Annotated in this window: 12 protein-coding genes and 1 pseudogene; 8 read left to right on the top strand and 5 right to left on the bottom strand. The window is 45.2% G+C overall.

The annotated features are described in order from the left end of the window. Positions 1-62 precede the first annotated feature (62 nt). Both SHEWPOL2_RS06810 and SHEWPOL2_RS06805 read left to right on the top strand, forming a co-directional pair. Positions 63-413 (top strand): VOC family protein, encoded by a 351-nt coding sequence (locus tag SHEWPOL2_RS06810; protein WP_037427263.1) that lies wholly within the window; start codon positions 63-65, stop codon positions 411-413. Further along, complete coding sequence (locus tag SHEWPOL2_RS06805; protein ID WP_037427261.1) at positions 388-597, top strand: DUF1289 domain-containing protein; 210 nt, start codon at positions 388-390, stop codon at positions 595-597. The genes SHEWPOL2_RS06810 and SHEWPOL2_RS06805 overlap by 26 nt, the downstream gene beginning before the upstream one ends. A 72-nt stretch (positions 598-669) precedes the next feature. Here the strand turns inward: SHEWPOL2_RS06805 and cdd are convergent, their stop codons facing one another. Next, complete coding sequence (cdd, locus tag SHEWPOL2_RS06800; RefSeq protein ID WP_037419666.1) at positions 670-1,560, bottom strand: cytidine deaminase; 891 nt, start codon at positions 1,558-1,560, stop codon at positions 670-672. Positions 1,561-1,733: 173 nt separating this feature from the next. Beyond that, positions 1,734-3,147: pseudogene (gene sbcB / locus SHEWPOL2_RS06795) on the bottom strand (exodeoxyribonuclease I). 174 nt (positions 3,148-3,321) lie between these two features. On the opposite strand from sbcB, the gene SHEWPOL2_RS06790 reads away from it, so the two are divergent. The 3 genes from SHEWPOL2_RS06790 (at position 3,322) to SHEWPOL2_RS06780 (ending at position 5,490) form a co-directional block, all read left to right on the top strand. Next, complete coding sequence (locus SHEWPOL2_RS06790; protein WP_037427311.1) at positions 3,322-4,125, top strand: hypothetical protein; 804 nt, start codon at positions 3,322-3,324, stop codon at positions 4,123-4,125. Between the two features lie 34 nt (positions 4,126-4,159). Continuing rightward, entirely contained in the window at positions 4,160-4,975 is an 816-nt protein-coding gene (gene rlmA / locus SHEWPOL2_RS06785) for a 23S rRNA (guanine(745)-N(1))-methyltransferase (protein WP_037427260.1), read from the top strand. Positions 4,976-5,280: 305 nt separating this feature from the next. Beyond that, entirely contained in the window at positions 5,281-5,490 is a 210-nt protein-coding gene (locus SHEWPOL2_RS06780; RefSeq protein WP_011072720.1) for a cold-shock protein, read from the top strand. Between the two features lie 337 nt (positions 5,491-5,827). Here the strand turns inward: SHEWPOL2_RS06780 and SHEWPOL2_RS06775 are convergent, their stop codons facing one another. Both SHEWPOL2_RS06775 and rne read right to left on the bottom strand, forming a co-directional pair. Then, complete coding sequence (locus SHEWPOL2_RS06775) at positions 5,828-7,387, bottom strand: SulP family inorganic anion transporter (protein WP_037427309.1); 1,560 nt, start codon at positions 7,385-7,387, stop codon at positions 5,828-5,830. A gap of 142 nt (positions 7,388-7,529) precedes the next feature. Then, positions 7,530-10,814, bottom strand: a complete 3,285-nt coding sequence (gene rne, locus SHEWPOL2_RS06770) for a ribonuclease E (RefSeq protein WP_050991321.1) — start codon at positions 10,812-10,814, stop codon at positions 7,530-7,532. 595 nt (positions 10,815-11,409) lie between these two features. Here rne and rluC point away from each other — a divergent pair. Both rluC and SHEWPOL2_RS06760 read left to right on the top strand, forming a co-directional pair. Next, positions 11,410-12,369 carry a 23S rRNA pseudouridine(955/2504/2580) synthase RluC gene (gene rluC / locus SHEWPOL2_RS06765; protein WP_037427257.1) on the top strand — a complete coding sequence of 320 codons (960 nt, stop codon included), beginning with the start codon at positions 11,410-11,412 and terminating at the stop codon, positions 12,367-12,369. A 38-nt stretch (positions 12,370-12,407) separates the two neighbouring features. Beyond that, a complete protein-coding gene (locus tag SHEWPOL2_RS06760) occupies positions 12,408-13,151 on the top strand; it encodes an HAD-IA family hydrolase (RefSeq protein ID WP_037427255.1) in 744 nt (247 codons plus the stop codon). A 3-nt stretch (positions 13,152-13,154) separates the two neighbouring features. Here the strand turns inward: SHEWPOL2_RS06760 and SHEWPOL2_RS06755 are convergent, their stop codons facing one another. Next, the gene (locus SHEWPOL2_RS06755; RefSeq protein WP_082389611.1) at positions 13,155-13,739 is read right to left on the bottom strand and encodes a nucleoside triphosphate pyrophosphatase; all 585 of its coding nucleotides are present in this window, start codon (positions 13,737-13,739) and stop codon (positions 13,155-13,157) included. Between the two features lie 284 nt (positions 13,740-14,023). Here SHEWPOL2_RS06755 and yceD point away from each other — a divergent pair, with 284 nt between their 5' ends. Then, on the top strand, positions 14,024-14,548 hold the full coding sequence (gene yceD, locus SHEWPOL2_RS06750; protein ID WP_011072716.1) for a 23S rRNA accumulation protein YceD: 525 nt from the start codon (positions 14,024-14,026) through the stop codon (positions 14,546-14,548). Positions 14,549-14,557 lie beyond the last annotated feature (9 nt).

Here is a 14,557-nt window from a genome sequence, read left to right as displayed (position 1 = left end):
TCGCGAAGGGAGCAATGGCTCCCTTTTTTATTGATTAAGTTATTCATTGGGCAGGGAAGATTATGAATCGTCATCACACTATCAATTATTTAGAGATTCCAACATCTGATATTGATTGTTCTAAAGCGTTTTTCAATACCGTATTTGGTTGGCATTTTGAGGATTATGGCCCACAGTACAGTTGCTTTATCGATGCGGGAATGACGGGCGGTTTTTATCAAGCTGAGGTTTGTTTTACCCTAGAAAAGGGCTGTCCCCTGATTGTGCTATACAGTAAGACCTTGGAAGAAACTTTAGCCGCCGTGATCGCGGCTGGCGGCGCCATTAGCACTGAGATTTTTAGCTTCCCAGGTGGTCGACGTTTCCATTTTATCGAGCCTGCGGGCAATGAATATGCGGTCTGGTCAGAATAACAGTATTTATCAGCCCTGTGTACGAAATTGCTGTCTCGATCAGCAGGATATCTGCATGGGGTGTTTTAGGCATCTTGAGGAGATTTTGGCGTGGCGAAACATGACAGAGGAGCAGCGAAGCGCATGTTATCTTAAAATGGCTGAGCGCAAAGTCGTTTTTATGTCAAAACGCCCCAGTAGCTAAAATAGGCCAAAGCATCGCGGCGCAACTTAAGTCAATACCGAAGTATAAAAACAGAAGCGCCGCGTTAACTGGCTAGATAGGATCAACCACAATATGTTCGAGTTCTATCGCGGCAACAGCATGCAATGCATCCATCGCTGCGCCCACTAAGCTGATTTTACCTTGGGAGGATTCCACCAATACCGCGCGGCGGATCTCACCAAAATCACGATTATGCCGAGTCAGATTCGATAGCGCCATTTGCATTGGGAGCATCGATGGGTTAAACGCGGCGTTTTCAGCGTAGCGACCACAGTAGGTTGCGCCATCCGCGGTTTCTAATACAACCGCCGCATAGCTTTGGGTATAAGGTGCATAGCTTAAGCCCGCATGATCTAAGGCTTCAATTACCATAGGATCACTGCTATCGAGTGCAAATTCAGTTTCCTGCTTGACTAATAGCGGTGACTGAACATTTAAGTCTTTTGGTCCAAACGCATAGGGCAGATAATAGGATAGTAAATGGCTATCCTGTGATGGCAAATGGATCTTGATTTGGCCGCCTTCGACTAATTCATTCATAAACTGACGGCAATGACCGCAGGGACTGGCGTTCACTATCATATCCACAATCTGGCTTTCGCCGCTAAGCCACGCGTGACTAATAGCGCTTTGCTCAGCGTGTACTGAGTGGAAGAGGGCTTCGCCAGGCAGTTCTAAGTTGGCACCCATATAAATGTCGCCACTTTTTCCTTTGGCAATTGCACCAACATAAAACTCACTAATCGGTGGTTTGGCCAAGGCGGCGGCAATAGGTAACAAAGCCAGTAACACCTCTGATTCGGTCATATTGCTGCTTTTGACTAACTCTGCCAGTTGCTGTGCATCGATATGTCCCGCAAAACCTTGATGTAATAAGGGAATTAATGCGTCAGCCAATGGGGTTGGCAGCTGGGTTATGCTTCGGATAAATCTATCTTGCATTTCCCGACTCCTTGTTTGTTAAGTTCATGGAAGAACATTCTAGTAATTTTGTTACAGTATAAATGCGAGTTAGTTCGCGTTTATGGTTCAATTAAGCGCCTGTTAGTTAACATCTGAAAGAAGTTATCAATCATAGACGCTAAATCAACAAAAAACATGGGCTATTTTGTGGTCTACAATCCACGCAAATAGTGGCACAGGGCGGCGAGTAGTTTTTGTTTATGCTCATCGCCTTCGGTATCTTGCAACAAATTTTCAAGTTTTGAGCAGATAATCCTGATCGGCCAAACGCTGCTGACAGAAGGTGCGCCAGCGATGGGACTCTTGATCATCAAGTAATTCGGGATAATTGCGCGCCCGATAACGGAATAGCATTTCTGGGATGCGTCCATCATCAAATTGCAAATCAAGTGCGGCTAAATTTTGAGGTAAGGTATGGCGAATGATCTCCATCTTGGCTTTATCGGCAGGGCTGAAAAATCCACCCGAATACAACATTAAGTCAGGATCCGTGGTGGTTACTTCGCCATCATGCTCAAACAGTTGCGCCAGCTTCTCCCGTAATTCCGGGTGAGACTTTAAGCGTTTGTATTGTTCTCTGGCAAAGGCTTTATCAATGTTGAGTCTTTCTGCCTGCACATCATCTAAAATTTTGGCCGAAGTAATAAAAGGGCATTTGTTAAGATGCACCTGTTTAACTGGGATGGGTAACTCATCCCCGGCAAGCTCCGCTCTGGGCGTGTACATGCGCGTTTTTATCTGCTCGACATCCAGCTCAAACAGTGGGCTTAAATCCATCGCTAAATTCACGCAAATAATGGCATTTTTGTTACTTGGGTGGTGTGCAACGGGGGCGATAAGGGTTGTACAACCGTGCATTGCACTTATCTTCGAACTGACATGGGCAAGCGGTAGCATATTTAATACGTCAATTTGCGCGCTGACGGCTTGTTTACGGCGCAATTCAAAATAGTACTGATATAACTTAGGTTGCTTTTCTTTTATCAGTTTTGCCATTGCGATGGTGGCGTAAACATCTGACATGGCATCGTGCGCTTTTTCATGGCTTAAACCATTAGCTTGGGTCAGATGTTCCAGCTTAAAGCTGGGTGAACCGTCTTCTTTTAATGGCCAATGGATCCCATCTGGTCTAAAGGCATAACAAGCCCTAACTAAATCAATGATATCCCAGCGCGTATTGCCATTTTGCCATTCGCGGGCATAGGGATCGATAAAGTTACGGTAAAAACCATAACGGGTGACTTCATCATCAAATCGTAACGAGTTATAGCCTGCGACACAGGTATTGGCTTGGCTAAAGAGAGTATGGATGCGACCCATAAATTCGGTTTCAGGTAAACCTTTTAAATTGGCTAGTTGTGGCGTGATCCCTGTAATTAAAATCGCTTCGGGTGAGGGCAGGTAATCCGTTGATTGTTTGCAGTAAAAAGTCTCTGGCTCACCGATAATGTTAAGATCTAAATCGGTACGGACCCCGGCAAATTGGGCGGGTCTATCTTGGGCTGGGTTGGCACCGAATGTTTCATAGTCGTGCCAAAAAATACTTGGCTGAGATGCTGTATACATAATTTCAATCAAATGACGGTTTTGTCGAATGATAGCATCTTAGCCGTTAAACTCACCCCAATATTGATCAGCAAAAACCTTGATGGATAAATTATATTGAAAAGAGAAGCGCTTAACAGGTGATCTTTACCACGATTGGCAGTTACAATTCCCATTGAACAGGGGATCAGTCTTATGCATCATCAATATCTCAATGAACCTATGATACTCGATGTCGCACAGACGTCGTCATTGATCATAACGTTACCAAGCAACATGAGTGATTTTATTGTGCTTGAAACGATGGGAGCTCCCCTACTTGAGCTGATTGTCGTTTCACAAACTCCACCACAGATTGCAGTGCGCCTTCAACCGATTTTAGGGCTAACACTAAACACAACTTCAGTTGCAGACGCAGGGCTAAGTGCTCCTGTATCAAGGTGCTTGGGTCAAGGCGTACGGCTTTATCATCGAATGGGGACTGCCCCTAAATTTGTTGCCCAAGAGCTTCGGGCAGGAATTTTAATTAAAGTTGATGTGAGAGAAAGTGTAACATTCTCTTTGCAATCGGCATCAAAGTTCGAGTTTGTAACACTTGAATCCGACGTAAGAGGCTTACATGAGCCGAGAGTACTGATGATGGCTAAGGCTATTCTTGCTAGGGAGTACGATTACGGTGCGACATCGGAATCCCTTGCGGTTTACCTCACCGAAATTGAGCAGATAAGATTGGAGTTACAAGCATTTTTACGGGGTGAACTCGGTCAATACCATACTGGCTTAGCTGAAGAGGCCGTACGATTAGATCCATTACTACAACAGAAGCGCCAATGGCTTTTTCGAACTTATACCCACATGTTTGAGCGCCCGAGCTTTAGTCGCGCCGCAAATGATAGTCAGAATATCGACAAAGCCTTAAGGAAACTTGAGTGTTTTGAGCTACTCGCTTCTCCTGAATTACTGCAAATGGTCGAGCGATTAATGGAAGATGAGATATAAGCTTGACATCCCCCATTTTAAATAGAGTTAATCAATGCAATATATATGTCCTTTGTGCGCGTTACCCCTCACCCTAACACAACGAACTTGGGGATGCCCGCAGGCACACAAGTTTGACATGGCGAAAGAAGGTTATGTCAATTTGCTTCCCGTTCAGAAAAAAAACTCGAAAGATCCGGGTGATAATCAGCAAATGATGTTTGCTCGTCGGGAGTTCTTAAATGCGGGTTATTATCAAATCTTAAGTGATAGAGTTAATCAACTGGCACTCCAATATGCCAGTAGTGCACAGCAGATCCTTGATATAGGTTGTGGTGAGGGTTACTACAGTCATCGTTTATATAATGCCCTTGTTGCTCATCATTTTTGTTATTTACAGGGCGTTGATATCTCTAAGTCGGCAATAAAATATGCAGCCAAGCGCTATCCTAACTTAAGCTTTTGTGTAGCGAGTGCCTATGAAATGCCGATCCCATCTAATAGCATTGATTTAGCGATTCGAATTTATGCACCATCAAAAGTAGAAGAACTTCAGCGGATCATGGCACCTAGCGGCATTCTTATCACGGTATCGCCAGGGCCTTTGCATCATTTTGCGCTAAAACAACAGATTTATGACCAGCCAAGATTGCATCCTGAGTCTGAGGCCAGAGTTGATGGATTTGAATGCCTACATCAAGAGCGGCTTAGCGCGCAACTCGATCTTAATGACAGTAAAGATATCGGCAATTTTCTCGAAATGACTCCCTATGCGTGGAAGTTTACCGCAGAGCAGAAACAAGCATTTTCTCAGCGCGGATTAAGCTGTGAGTTAGATTTCCAGATTGAAGTACATCGCATTTCAGTCTAGGGGCTGATTTTAACCTATTGAAATAAATTATTTAAAATGCTTTACTGTCAACGCTTAAGCCGTAAGAACATATTGTTCTGCGAGCCGGTAGCAAAACCTTAAAAGGCTTTGTTTAAATAAATTTTTCAAAGTGTCGCAGTATGTTGACTTATCTTTAGAATGGTTTATAGTTTTACTAGCTTGAAGGTTGGGCTTATATTTATGTGTTCAATACGACCCGTTCGTCCTGTAAACATAAGTAATACCGGCATTTTCCAGCTCCACCGCCGTTAAGGCTTTAATTTTTTATTTACAGGATTTATATCATGTCTCAAGTAACTGGTGTAGTTAAGTGGTTCAACTCTGACAAAGGTTTTGGTTTCATCGAGCAAGAATCTGGTCCAGACGTATTCGTTCACTTCCGTGCAATCAACTCTGACGGTTTCAAAACTCTTGATGAAGGTCAAAAAGTGTCTTTCACTGTGACCCAAGGTCAAAAAGGTCCTCAAGCTGAAAACGTAACCGTAATCGGTTAATTTTCAGTGCTGTTAGCCTAGGCGCTAATAGCGATGGATTTAAGAGCTGTGGTTTTTACCATAGCTCTTTTTATTTGTGCTGTTTTATCTTAATACTTACATCTCTCATTTCTATCATTTCTCTCATTTTTAAGACCTCGTTCAGATTAATCTGCTGTTAGCTGTTATCATTTTTCCCGTGAATTTTGTTTATTTCGCTGTTAACGATATTAATAAATACATAAGCTTGGCTTGAAAACTGACTATTTACGTACGCGAACATTCAGGGCGATAACTGTCAGCCCACAGCCATATTGCAGTGCCGTGGACCGTTGCTTAAGGATGGATAGTGACTTCATTAGGAGTCGAGTTTATCATCCGCGACTTTATAATGTGGGTCATCCAACAGATTCACTTCAACAAGATCACCTGCCTTATGAAGTAAGGCTTTACAATCAGCACTTAAATGCACCAAGTGTAGTCTTTTGCCTATGGACACATAACGCTCTGCAAGCGTATCAATCGCTTCTAAGGCGGAGTGATCGGCTACGCGAGAAAACTTAAAATCGATTACGACATCCTGTGGATCCTGTGAAGCATCAAATAACTCGAGGAAACTCGCGACAGAACCAAAAAACAGTGGTCCATTAAGCTCATAGACTTTCCAGCCTTGAGAGTTTTGAGTCACTTTGACGCTAATGTGTTTCGCATGCTGCCAAGCAAATACCAGCGCGGATACCACCACTCCCACAAATACAGCAAAGGCGAGATCAGTAAACACAGTTACTGTGGTTACAAGAACGATCACAAAGGCATCATGTTTGGGCACTTTGCCCATAAACTTAAAACTTGCCCATTCGAATGTGCCGAGTACAACGATAAACATCACCCCAACGAGGGCTGCTAACGGAATAATTTCGATAAAGGCTGCACCAAAGAGAATAAATGCCAGTAGGCCAATGGCCGCGGTAATCCCTGATAACCTGCCGCGGCCACCAGAATTAATATTAATCATCGATTGACCGATCATGGCACAACCACCCATAGCCCCAAAAAAGCCACTGGTGATGTTACCTACACCTTGGCCAATACATTCTTTATTGCTGCGTCCTCGGGTATGGGTCATCTCATCGATAACCGTCAAGGTTAACAGGGATTCGATTAATCCGACTGCGGCTAAAATAAAGGAATAGGGCAGAATGATATAGAGCGTCTCAAGGTTAAAAGGTACCTGTGGGATTGCAAAGCTTGGGAGTGAGCCTGCAATTGTCGCATTCTCGTCACCACTCATAGTCTTGAGAAAATCCAATACGTTACGAGTATCAAGATCAAAGCTGACGACAATAGCCGTGACGCTAAGAATTGCGACCAACGAGGACGGTATTGCAGTGGTCAGCTTAGGCAAGAAATAAATAATTGCCATGGTTAATGCTACGAGAGCAAACATCAGCAACAACGGCTCTGGTGGTAACCAGACTAAGTTTCCAGCAGTGTCTTTTACTTTAAACTGGCCAAGTTGTGCCAAAAAAATCACAATGGCGAGGCCGTTTACAAAACCTATCATCACCGGATAGGGTACGATGCGAATAAATTTCCCCAGTTTAAAGATGCCAGCGCTGATTTGGATTAATCCTGCCAGCACGACAGCCGCAAATAAGTATTGCACGCCATGTTCAACCACTAAGGACACCATGACCACGGCCATCGCTCCTGTTGCACCAGAAATCATCCCAGGTCGACCACCAATCAGTGCGGTGACCAATCCCATAATAAAAGCCGCATAGAGGCCCACCATAGGTTCGACATTGGCAACAAAAGCAAAGGCAACGGCCTCAGGGATCAGTGCGAGTGCGACGGTTAGCCCTGAGAGTATATCGGCTTTGTAGCTAGATGTTTTGTGGCGGAAGAGATCGAACATGAAACCTCTGTTACTGGTGTGTAGACAAAATAAGCCGCGCATACTATCAAATAAACTGATTGAGCTAAACTTGAAATATGCCTTAATTAGCTGAAAATAAAAAGCCATGCAGATGCATGGCTTTTTAGATTGTGGAAGGGTCCTATGGACGAGCCATATCCGATTCAGCACTATTGCTGTGTTTCAGCTTAGGTTCAGTGGCTTCAGCGGTGGCGGTATTTTCATACTCACGGCCTTTAGGCACTTCAACCTGCGCTCTGACTTCTACCGTTGGTTTAGTCATTTCAGATGACACCATAGCACCAAAACGGCTAGACGCTTTCGGTTTGCTGACGACAACTTCCGTTGGTTGAGCCGTAGCAGCTTGCGCCATTACAGGTTTTGCCTGAGGTTTAACAAACGCTGCAGGTTTCGCCATCGGTGCTGATGCGACTGATTTTACCGCTTCTTTCGGCTCAGTCTTTTCTGTCACTGGTGTCACTTCTTCGGCTTTTGCTTCAGGAGTTATATCAGTCACTATTTGCATAGCCTCTGTGGCTTGCACTGCTGGTTCTGTTGCTGATTGTGGCTCGGCATCAGATGCTTTAACCGTTTCAGCGGCCTTATCGTTAACTACAGGTTTAGATGTGACTTCAGCGACAACAGCATCAGACTTAATTTCCGCGGAGGATTCAGTTACTGTGGTATCTGATACCGTGCTTTCAGTCGCTATGCTTTGAGAGACTGCGGCTTCAGTTGAGGAAATCACATCAGCAGTGTGCACAATCGGCGCTGGCTGCGTTGCTGTACTCTTCACTTCAACTTCAACTGCAACCGTTTCAGCCACGGTTTGCTCTGTTAAGTTAGCCGTTTCAACAACTGCAGTTGGTGCTGGATAGTCTTGATCTTCGCCTAACGCATCATTAGGAATGAACTGCGCAGGAGCCGTTGTGCCTTGTTCATCTTCATCGCGGCGACGGCGTTGGCCAGCAGCTCGCAGATGGCGAGGACTACGGCGGCTACGACGTTGTCCATCACGGGATTCACGTTTGGCTTTGTCATCTGCATCAACATTTGCTTCGGCGTTATCTTCATCAATGGCCGCTGGTTGAGTGTCTAACTTAGCATCCACTTGAGTGTCTGCTTGGCTTTCAACAACAGGCATATCAACAATAGCATCGGCTGGCTTAGTTTCTACGACATCAGCAGCTTCTGATACTGTGGTGTCGCCGACCTCATTCGCAACCGTAACCTCTTTACGTGGCTGGCGGCGGCGCGGCGCTTTCACTTCTGGTTGAACTTCTACCGTGACATCCGCATTGATTGCAACCAACTCAGCTAAAATCGCTTCTTCCTGAATTGACGTTTCTACAACATCTGTGGTGTTGTCGATACGAACTTTACGGCGCATATTACGGCGCTGACGACGTTCACGGACGACCTCTTGCTTTGGTGCTTCGTCTTGAACATCCGCAATCACTTCTTTAACTGCTTGATTGCGGGGTTTAGGCTCAGGCTTAGCACGTTTCGCACTTTCATCCTTTTCACGGATTGGGCGCTCTTGAGCTTGTGGTGCATCGGCGACTTTTTTGGCATTACGAGTACGTGGCTCGCGAGTACCTTCTTTCGCTTTTTCAGTATCTTGTGGATTGCGAGTACGGCGAGTGTCGTTACGACGATTGCGACGGTTGGCATTCGTGGCTTGACTGTCTTGCTTCTTAGTCTCGGTGCTCTTTTCTGCGACTGCGTTATCACTTGAGCTAAAGAAAGCACCAATTGCACTGAAGAGTTTACTGAAGAAACCCGGCTGTGCGGTTTCAACTTTGGCAACTGGTGCAGTGTCTTGTTCCACTTTTTGTGGAGCAGCAAAGCCTTTTAGGGCTGGAGCTGGCGCCGCAGTACGTTCCAGTTTACGTGGCTCGTACAATTTTGCTTCAGGCTGTTCAATTCGCTTGTAGCTGGATTCGTCGATTTCATCGTCGGTGCGGTGACGGATCACGCGATAATCTGGGGTCATCATATGCGGATCTGGGATCACATAGACTTCCACGTCATGGCGTTGTTCGGTGATACGAATCGCTTTACGTTTCTCGTTAAGCAGGAATGCAGCCACATCGACAGGCACAATGGCTTCGATTTGTGAGGTATTTTCTTTGATGGCTTCTTCTTCCATCAAACGCAGAATCGACAACGCTAAAGATTCAGTACTGCGGATAGTGCCTTGGCCATGACAGCGAGGGCAGATATGTGCAGCGGATTCTTCTAATGACGGACGCAGACGCTGGCGTGACATTTCCATCAAGCCGAAACGAGAAATACGACCTAATTGAACGCGAGCGCGGTCATGGTGTACGGCATCACGTAGGCGGTTTTCGACTTCACGTTGATGGCGCACTGGCGTCATATCAATAAAGTCAATAACCACTAAGCCACCTAAGTCACGTAGACGTAATTGACGGGCAATTTCATCGGCGGCTTCAAGGTTGGTATTTAATGCGGTTTCTTCAATATCGCCGCCCTTGGTGGCACGGGCAGAGTTGATATCGATAGAGGTTAAGGCTTCAGTTGGGTCAATGACGATTGAGCCACCCGATGGCAGACGCACTTCACGTTGGAACGCCGATTCGATTTGCGACTCGATTTGGAAGTGAGTGAATAACGGTACTTCAGCTTCGTAGAGTTTTACACGTTCAACAAAATCAGGGCGCACAAGTGCGATATGCTGTTTGGCTTCTTCGAAAATACGTGGATGGTCGATTAAAATTTCCCCGACATCACGGCGTAAATAGTCACGAATGGCGCGAACAATCACGTTGCTTTCTTGGTGAATGAGGAAAGGTGCGCCTTTGGTTTGCGCCGCTTCAGTGATCGCCGCCCAGTGGTGTTGCAGAACTTTTAAGTCCCACTTCAGCTCTGTCGACTCTTTACCCACACCAGCGGTACGGACGATAAGGCCCATACCAGCAGGGACTTCTAAATCGGCCATAGCTTCTTTTAATTCAGTGCGCTCATCCCCTTCGATACGGCGAGAAATACCGCCTGCACGTGGGTTGTTTGGCATTAACACTAAGTAAGAACCAGCAAGGCTAATAAAGGTGGTCAACGCCGCGCCTTTGTTGCCACGTTCTTCTTTGTCAATTTGAACAATAACTTCTTGTCCTTCACTGACGACTTCTTTGATGTTTGGGCGACCTTGGAATGAATAACCTTTAGGGAAATATTCTCTGGCAATTTCTTTTAATGGTAAAAAGCCGTGGCGATCAGCACCATAGTCTACGAAAGCGGCTTCTAAAGAGGGCTCTACGCGGGTGATCTTACCCTTGTAAATATTTGATTTTTTTTGCTCATGACCAGGACTTTCAATATCGAGGTCGTACAGTTGTTGCCCGTCAACGAGGGCAACACGCAACTCTTCTGATTGAGTTGCATTGATTAACATACGTTTCATGATGACGTCATTCTTCTTTAAATGGAGGTCATCAAACAATCGCGTTTCGTTGCATTACGGGCCTAGCTGTGGTGAACAAAGCCTCACGGCTGGTGAGCTAGGCAAGGTGCGCATTACTGTTAGACGCAGTCGCTGCGTGTCGCATCCTATTTATGGCTTATTTTTTAATGATTACAAAAACAAGGAATTCGTTGTAAAACATCAACCAACCCCATAAATTCTTTAATTTCGTTCCGGTAATGCCCAAGTCGAATCGGTTTGTCTGACGACAAGTTAAAATATATTTCGAAATCGGTGAGAAAAGCTTTAGATAAACCTTGATAAAGTAAGGTGAGATTCTCGATTTAATCGTAAAAAACGCATTTGTGGTATTTTTACTCAGTATACGATTTGCAAATCAATGATTTGCTATCAAGAAAATCTTTTTTGATCTATAAAACTTTTCACTTGGGACAGGGAGTTTGTGAACACTTTATTCACGGCTTATCCCTAATCGCTGGTGAAATATAGCAATAATCAAAAAATTCAGCAATGGAAAGGCACAATTCTTGTGAGTTGTTGTACAATGGCCGCCGTTATAAGCAGATGGCACATCATGAATACAGAATCTCCACAGCAACAGGTGCAGTTGATCACCATTGACGAAGACCACCTCGACCAACGAATTGATAATTTTTTAATCACAGCGCTCAAAGGTGTACCTAAGAGCATGATTTATCGTATCGTCCGTAAGGGCGAAGTACGGGTGAATAAGAAGCGCATTAAGCCAGAATATAAATTACAAATTGGTGATGTGGTACGTGTACCACCCGTGAGAATGGCTGAGTCTGATAATCGGACTGCGCCTTCGGCTAACTTGAGCAAAGTGTCGCAACTCGAAGATCGTATTTTGCATGAAGATAATCATCTTATTGTGCTCAATAAACCTGCGGGTATTGCGGTTCATGGCGGCAGTGGTGTTGATTATGGTGTGATTGAAGCGCTGCGCTCCTTACGTCCGCAACAGAAGTTTTTAGAGTTGGTTCATCGCCTTGATAAAGATACCTCTGGCGTACTGTTAGTCGCTAAAAAACGCAGTGCGCTTAAACATATGCACGATCAACTGCGTTATAAAAAAATGCAGAAGGATTACTTAGCTTTAGTTAAGGGAGAGTGGTCGGCGCAGGATAAAGTGGTCAAACAACCTTTATTAAAGCTGACACTTAAATCCGGTGAGCGCATTGTGCGGGTCAATGTAGAAGGCAAACCATCAGAAACGCGTTTTAAAATTGTGCAGCGTTATCAAGGTTGTACATTGGTGCAGGCGAGTCCTGTCACGGGACGTACTCATCAAATTCGCGTGCATTGTCAATATGCCGGGCATCCCATTGCCTGTGATGATAAGTACAGTGAGCAAGCTTTCGATGACAGTATGCGCTCGCTTGGCTTGAGTAGATTGTTTTTACACGCTGCAGAATTAATGTTTATCCATCCTGAAAACGATGAAGTGATGCGGGTTTCTGCACCACTGGATGATAATCTGCAGCAACTGTTGAATAAGTTAAAGCGGGTTTAATTCCCGCTCCTCTATATACCTGTGGATAACCTTGAAGTATGAAGGCTGCCAACCATTCTAGCCTGCGTAAATATGATTTAGTGATTTTTGATTGGGATGGCACTTTGATGGATTCCATCGGTAAGATCATTATTTGCATTGAGAATATGGCTAGGGCACTTGCGCTGCCTGTTCCTGCTGAGGCGGATATTCGTAATGTGATTGGCTTGTCGATGACGCAGGCGTTACAAGTGTTGTTTCCTTGCGGATTATTGTCTTCATCACAGCGATTTTCGGCGTTTCCTGAAGAGGATATGTCTACTGCTTCTACTGTCAGCACTGGCACTGACGAGTGTTACATCACGATGCGCGCCGAGTTTAAGACGCAGTATTTGCATCTTGATACCACGCCAACGCCAATCTTCGACCAAGCGCCACAATTGCTCGAAGCATTATCTACAAAGGGTTATCAGCTAGCAGTGGCGACGGGGAAGGCGAGAGCTGGTCTGGTGCGCGTGTGGGAGCAATCTGGATTAGGGCATTACTTTATTGCCTCCCGCTGCGCCGATGAAGCGCAGAGTAAGCCCCATCCTGAGATGATCATCAGCCTATTGCAGGAGCTGGGCATTCAGCCTGAGCGTGCTTTGATGGTCGGTGACTCTTTACTGGATTTAACCATGGCAGCGAACGCAGGTATCGATAGCATCGGTGTGACTTACGGCGCCCATAGTGAGGCGGTATTACGACAAGCTAAGCCGATAGCATTGATTAATTCACCGCAGCAGCTCCTTCTGCATTTATAAGCATTACGCTAATACATCTATGCCTTGGCTGAGCAGCATTTCCGTGAGTAAGATTAAAGGTAACCCCACGAGCGTATTAGGATCTCGTCCTTCTAAACGATTAAAGAGTGCAATGCCTAAACCTTCACTTTTAAAACTGCCTGCACAGTAAAACGGTTGCTCTTTATCCACATAAGCACTGATTTGTGATGCTGTAAGGTGCCGAAAATACACTGTAAAAGGCTCAACTTGGGCATTCATTTCACCCGTTTGAGCATTATAAAGCGCAAGACCTGTATAAAAGGTAATGGCTTTCCCCGAGGCTTGACTAAGCTGCTTAATCGCATTATCGCGATTTAATGGCTTACCGATGATCTTGCCATCGATCACGGCAACCTGATCGGAGCCAATAATCAGACCATCAGGACAATATTTTGCACCAGCTTCTGCTTTTGCCTGCGCTAATCGTTGTACTAAGGCTTGCGCTGACTCATTAGGCAGTGAGGTTTCATCAACCTTGGGATCGCAGCACTCAAAGGGTAAGCCTAATTTATTCAGCAGTGCTTGCCGATATACGGAGGTGGAGGCGAGGATTAACTGGGGCGTCATCATTAATAATCCATTAGAAAACTTCACTTATTGTCGCCAATCTGGATGATTGAATGCAAGCAGTGGTAACAGAAGCCGTCACTTTAGGAAGGTAATTGAGGATTCTTTCGGTGAATGCGGCTATTTTAGACGGCTTACGCTTGTGTGCCGCCCCCTGCTTGGGTAAAATTTCGCTTCCATTAATTCAATGTTGGGGCTAGAGAATCGCTTAAGTTGCAAACTGGGACTTAAGTAAGAAATTTTTCTTTGACTCTAGCGTTTTCAAACTATAATATGCGCGCCTTATGCAAACAGTAAAGATACCGGTTTCAATTGATCCTATTCGCGCCGCCTCGAGCCGTTCTACCTATGAGGGGATTGTGCCCGGGCAGCAATTGAAAAGATTAAATGAGTTATGTGCCGGCGACTGTTCCGATGTGGCAGTGTCGCTTGAATGTGGCGTAGATTTGCAGGGGATAGTCTACCTGAAAGGGAAGGCTGTGACGGAGCTCACTCTGGTTTGTCAACGTTGCATGACACTATTTACCACTGAGGTTACGGTCGAGTTTTGCTTCGGTCCATGCCGGACTAAGGCAGAAATCGATGAGCTCCCGGATGCGTATGACCCAATTGAGTGCAATGAGATTGGCGAAGTACGTCTGCATCAATTGATCGAAGATGAATTGATAGTCGCTATGCCCATCATCCCGATGCATGAAGAAACTGATTGCAATATCGGGTCAATGGATATAGTTGTAGGCGAGATCGAACCCGCTCAAGAGGAGCGTCCAAATCCGTTTGCAGTGTTAGAAAAACTGAAGAGCAAGTAATCTAGGAGA

Source organism: Shewanella sp. POL2, assembly GCF_000282755.1.
Classification (GTDB): Bacteria; Pseudomonadota; Gammaproteobacteria; order Enterobacterales; family Shewanellaceae; genus Shewanella; species Shewanella xiamenensis.
Note: the sequence above shows the minus strand (reverse complement) of the source record. Positions and strands in the feature narration are given on the sequence as shown.

Bases quoted from the DNA above. Each gene is read 5' to 3' on its own strand.
- SHEWPOL2_RS06810 (WP_037427263.1), top strand. From the start codon at position 63: ATGAATCGTCATCACACTATCAATTATTTAGAGATTCCAACATCTGAT.
- SHEWPOL2_RS06805 (WP_037427261.1), top strand. From the start codon at position 388: ATGAATATGCGGTCTGGTCAGAATAACAGTATTTATCAGCCCTGTGTA.
- cdd (WP_037419666.1), bottom strand. From the start codon at position 1,560: ATGCAAGATAGATTTATCCGAAGCATAACCCAGCTGCCAACCCCATTG.
- SHEWPOL2_RS06790 (WP_037427311.1), top strand. From the start codon at position 3,322: ATGCATCATCAATATCTCAATGAACCTATGATACTCGATGTCGCACAG.
- rlmA (WP_037427260.1), top strand. From the start codon at position 4,160: ATGCAATATATATGTCCTTTGTGCGCGTTACCCCTCACCCTAACACAA.
- SHEWPOL2_RS06780 (WP_011072720.1), top strand. From the start codon at position 5,281: ATGTCTCAAGTAACTGGTGTAGTTAAGTGGTTCAACTCTGACAAAGGT.
- SHEWPOL2_RS06775 (WP_037427309.1), bottom strand. From the start codon at position 7,387: ATGTTCGATCTCTTCCGCCACAAAACATCTAGCTACAAAGCCGATATA.
- rne (WP_050991321.1), bottom strand. From the start codon at position 10,814: ATGAAACGTATGTTAATCAATGCAACTCAATCAGAAGAGTTGCGTGTT.
- rluC (WP_037427257.1), top strand. From the start codon at position 11,410: ATGAATACAGAATCTCCACAGCAACAGGTGCAGTTGATCACCATTGAC.
- SHEWPOL2_RS06760 (WP_037427255.1), top strand. From the start codon at position 12,408: ATGAAGGCTGCCAACCATTCTAGCCTGCGTAAATATGATTTAGTGATT.
- SHEWPOL2_RS06755 (WP_082389611.1), bottom strand. From the start codon at position 13,739: ATGACGCCCCAGTTAATCCTCGCCTCCACCTCCGTATATCGGCAAGCA.
- yceD (WP_011072716.1), top strand. From the start codon at position 14,024: ATGCAAACAGTAAAGATACCGGTTTCAATTGATCCTATTCGCGCCGCC.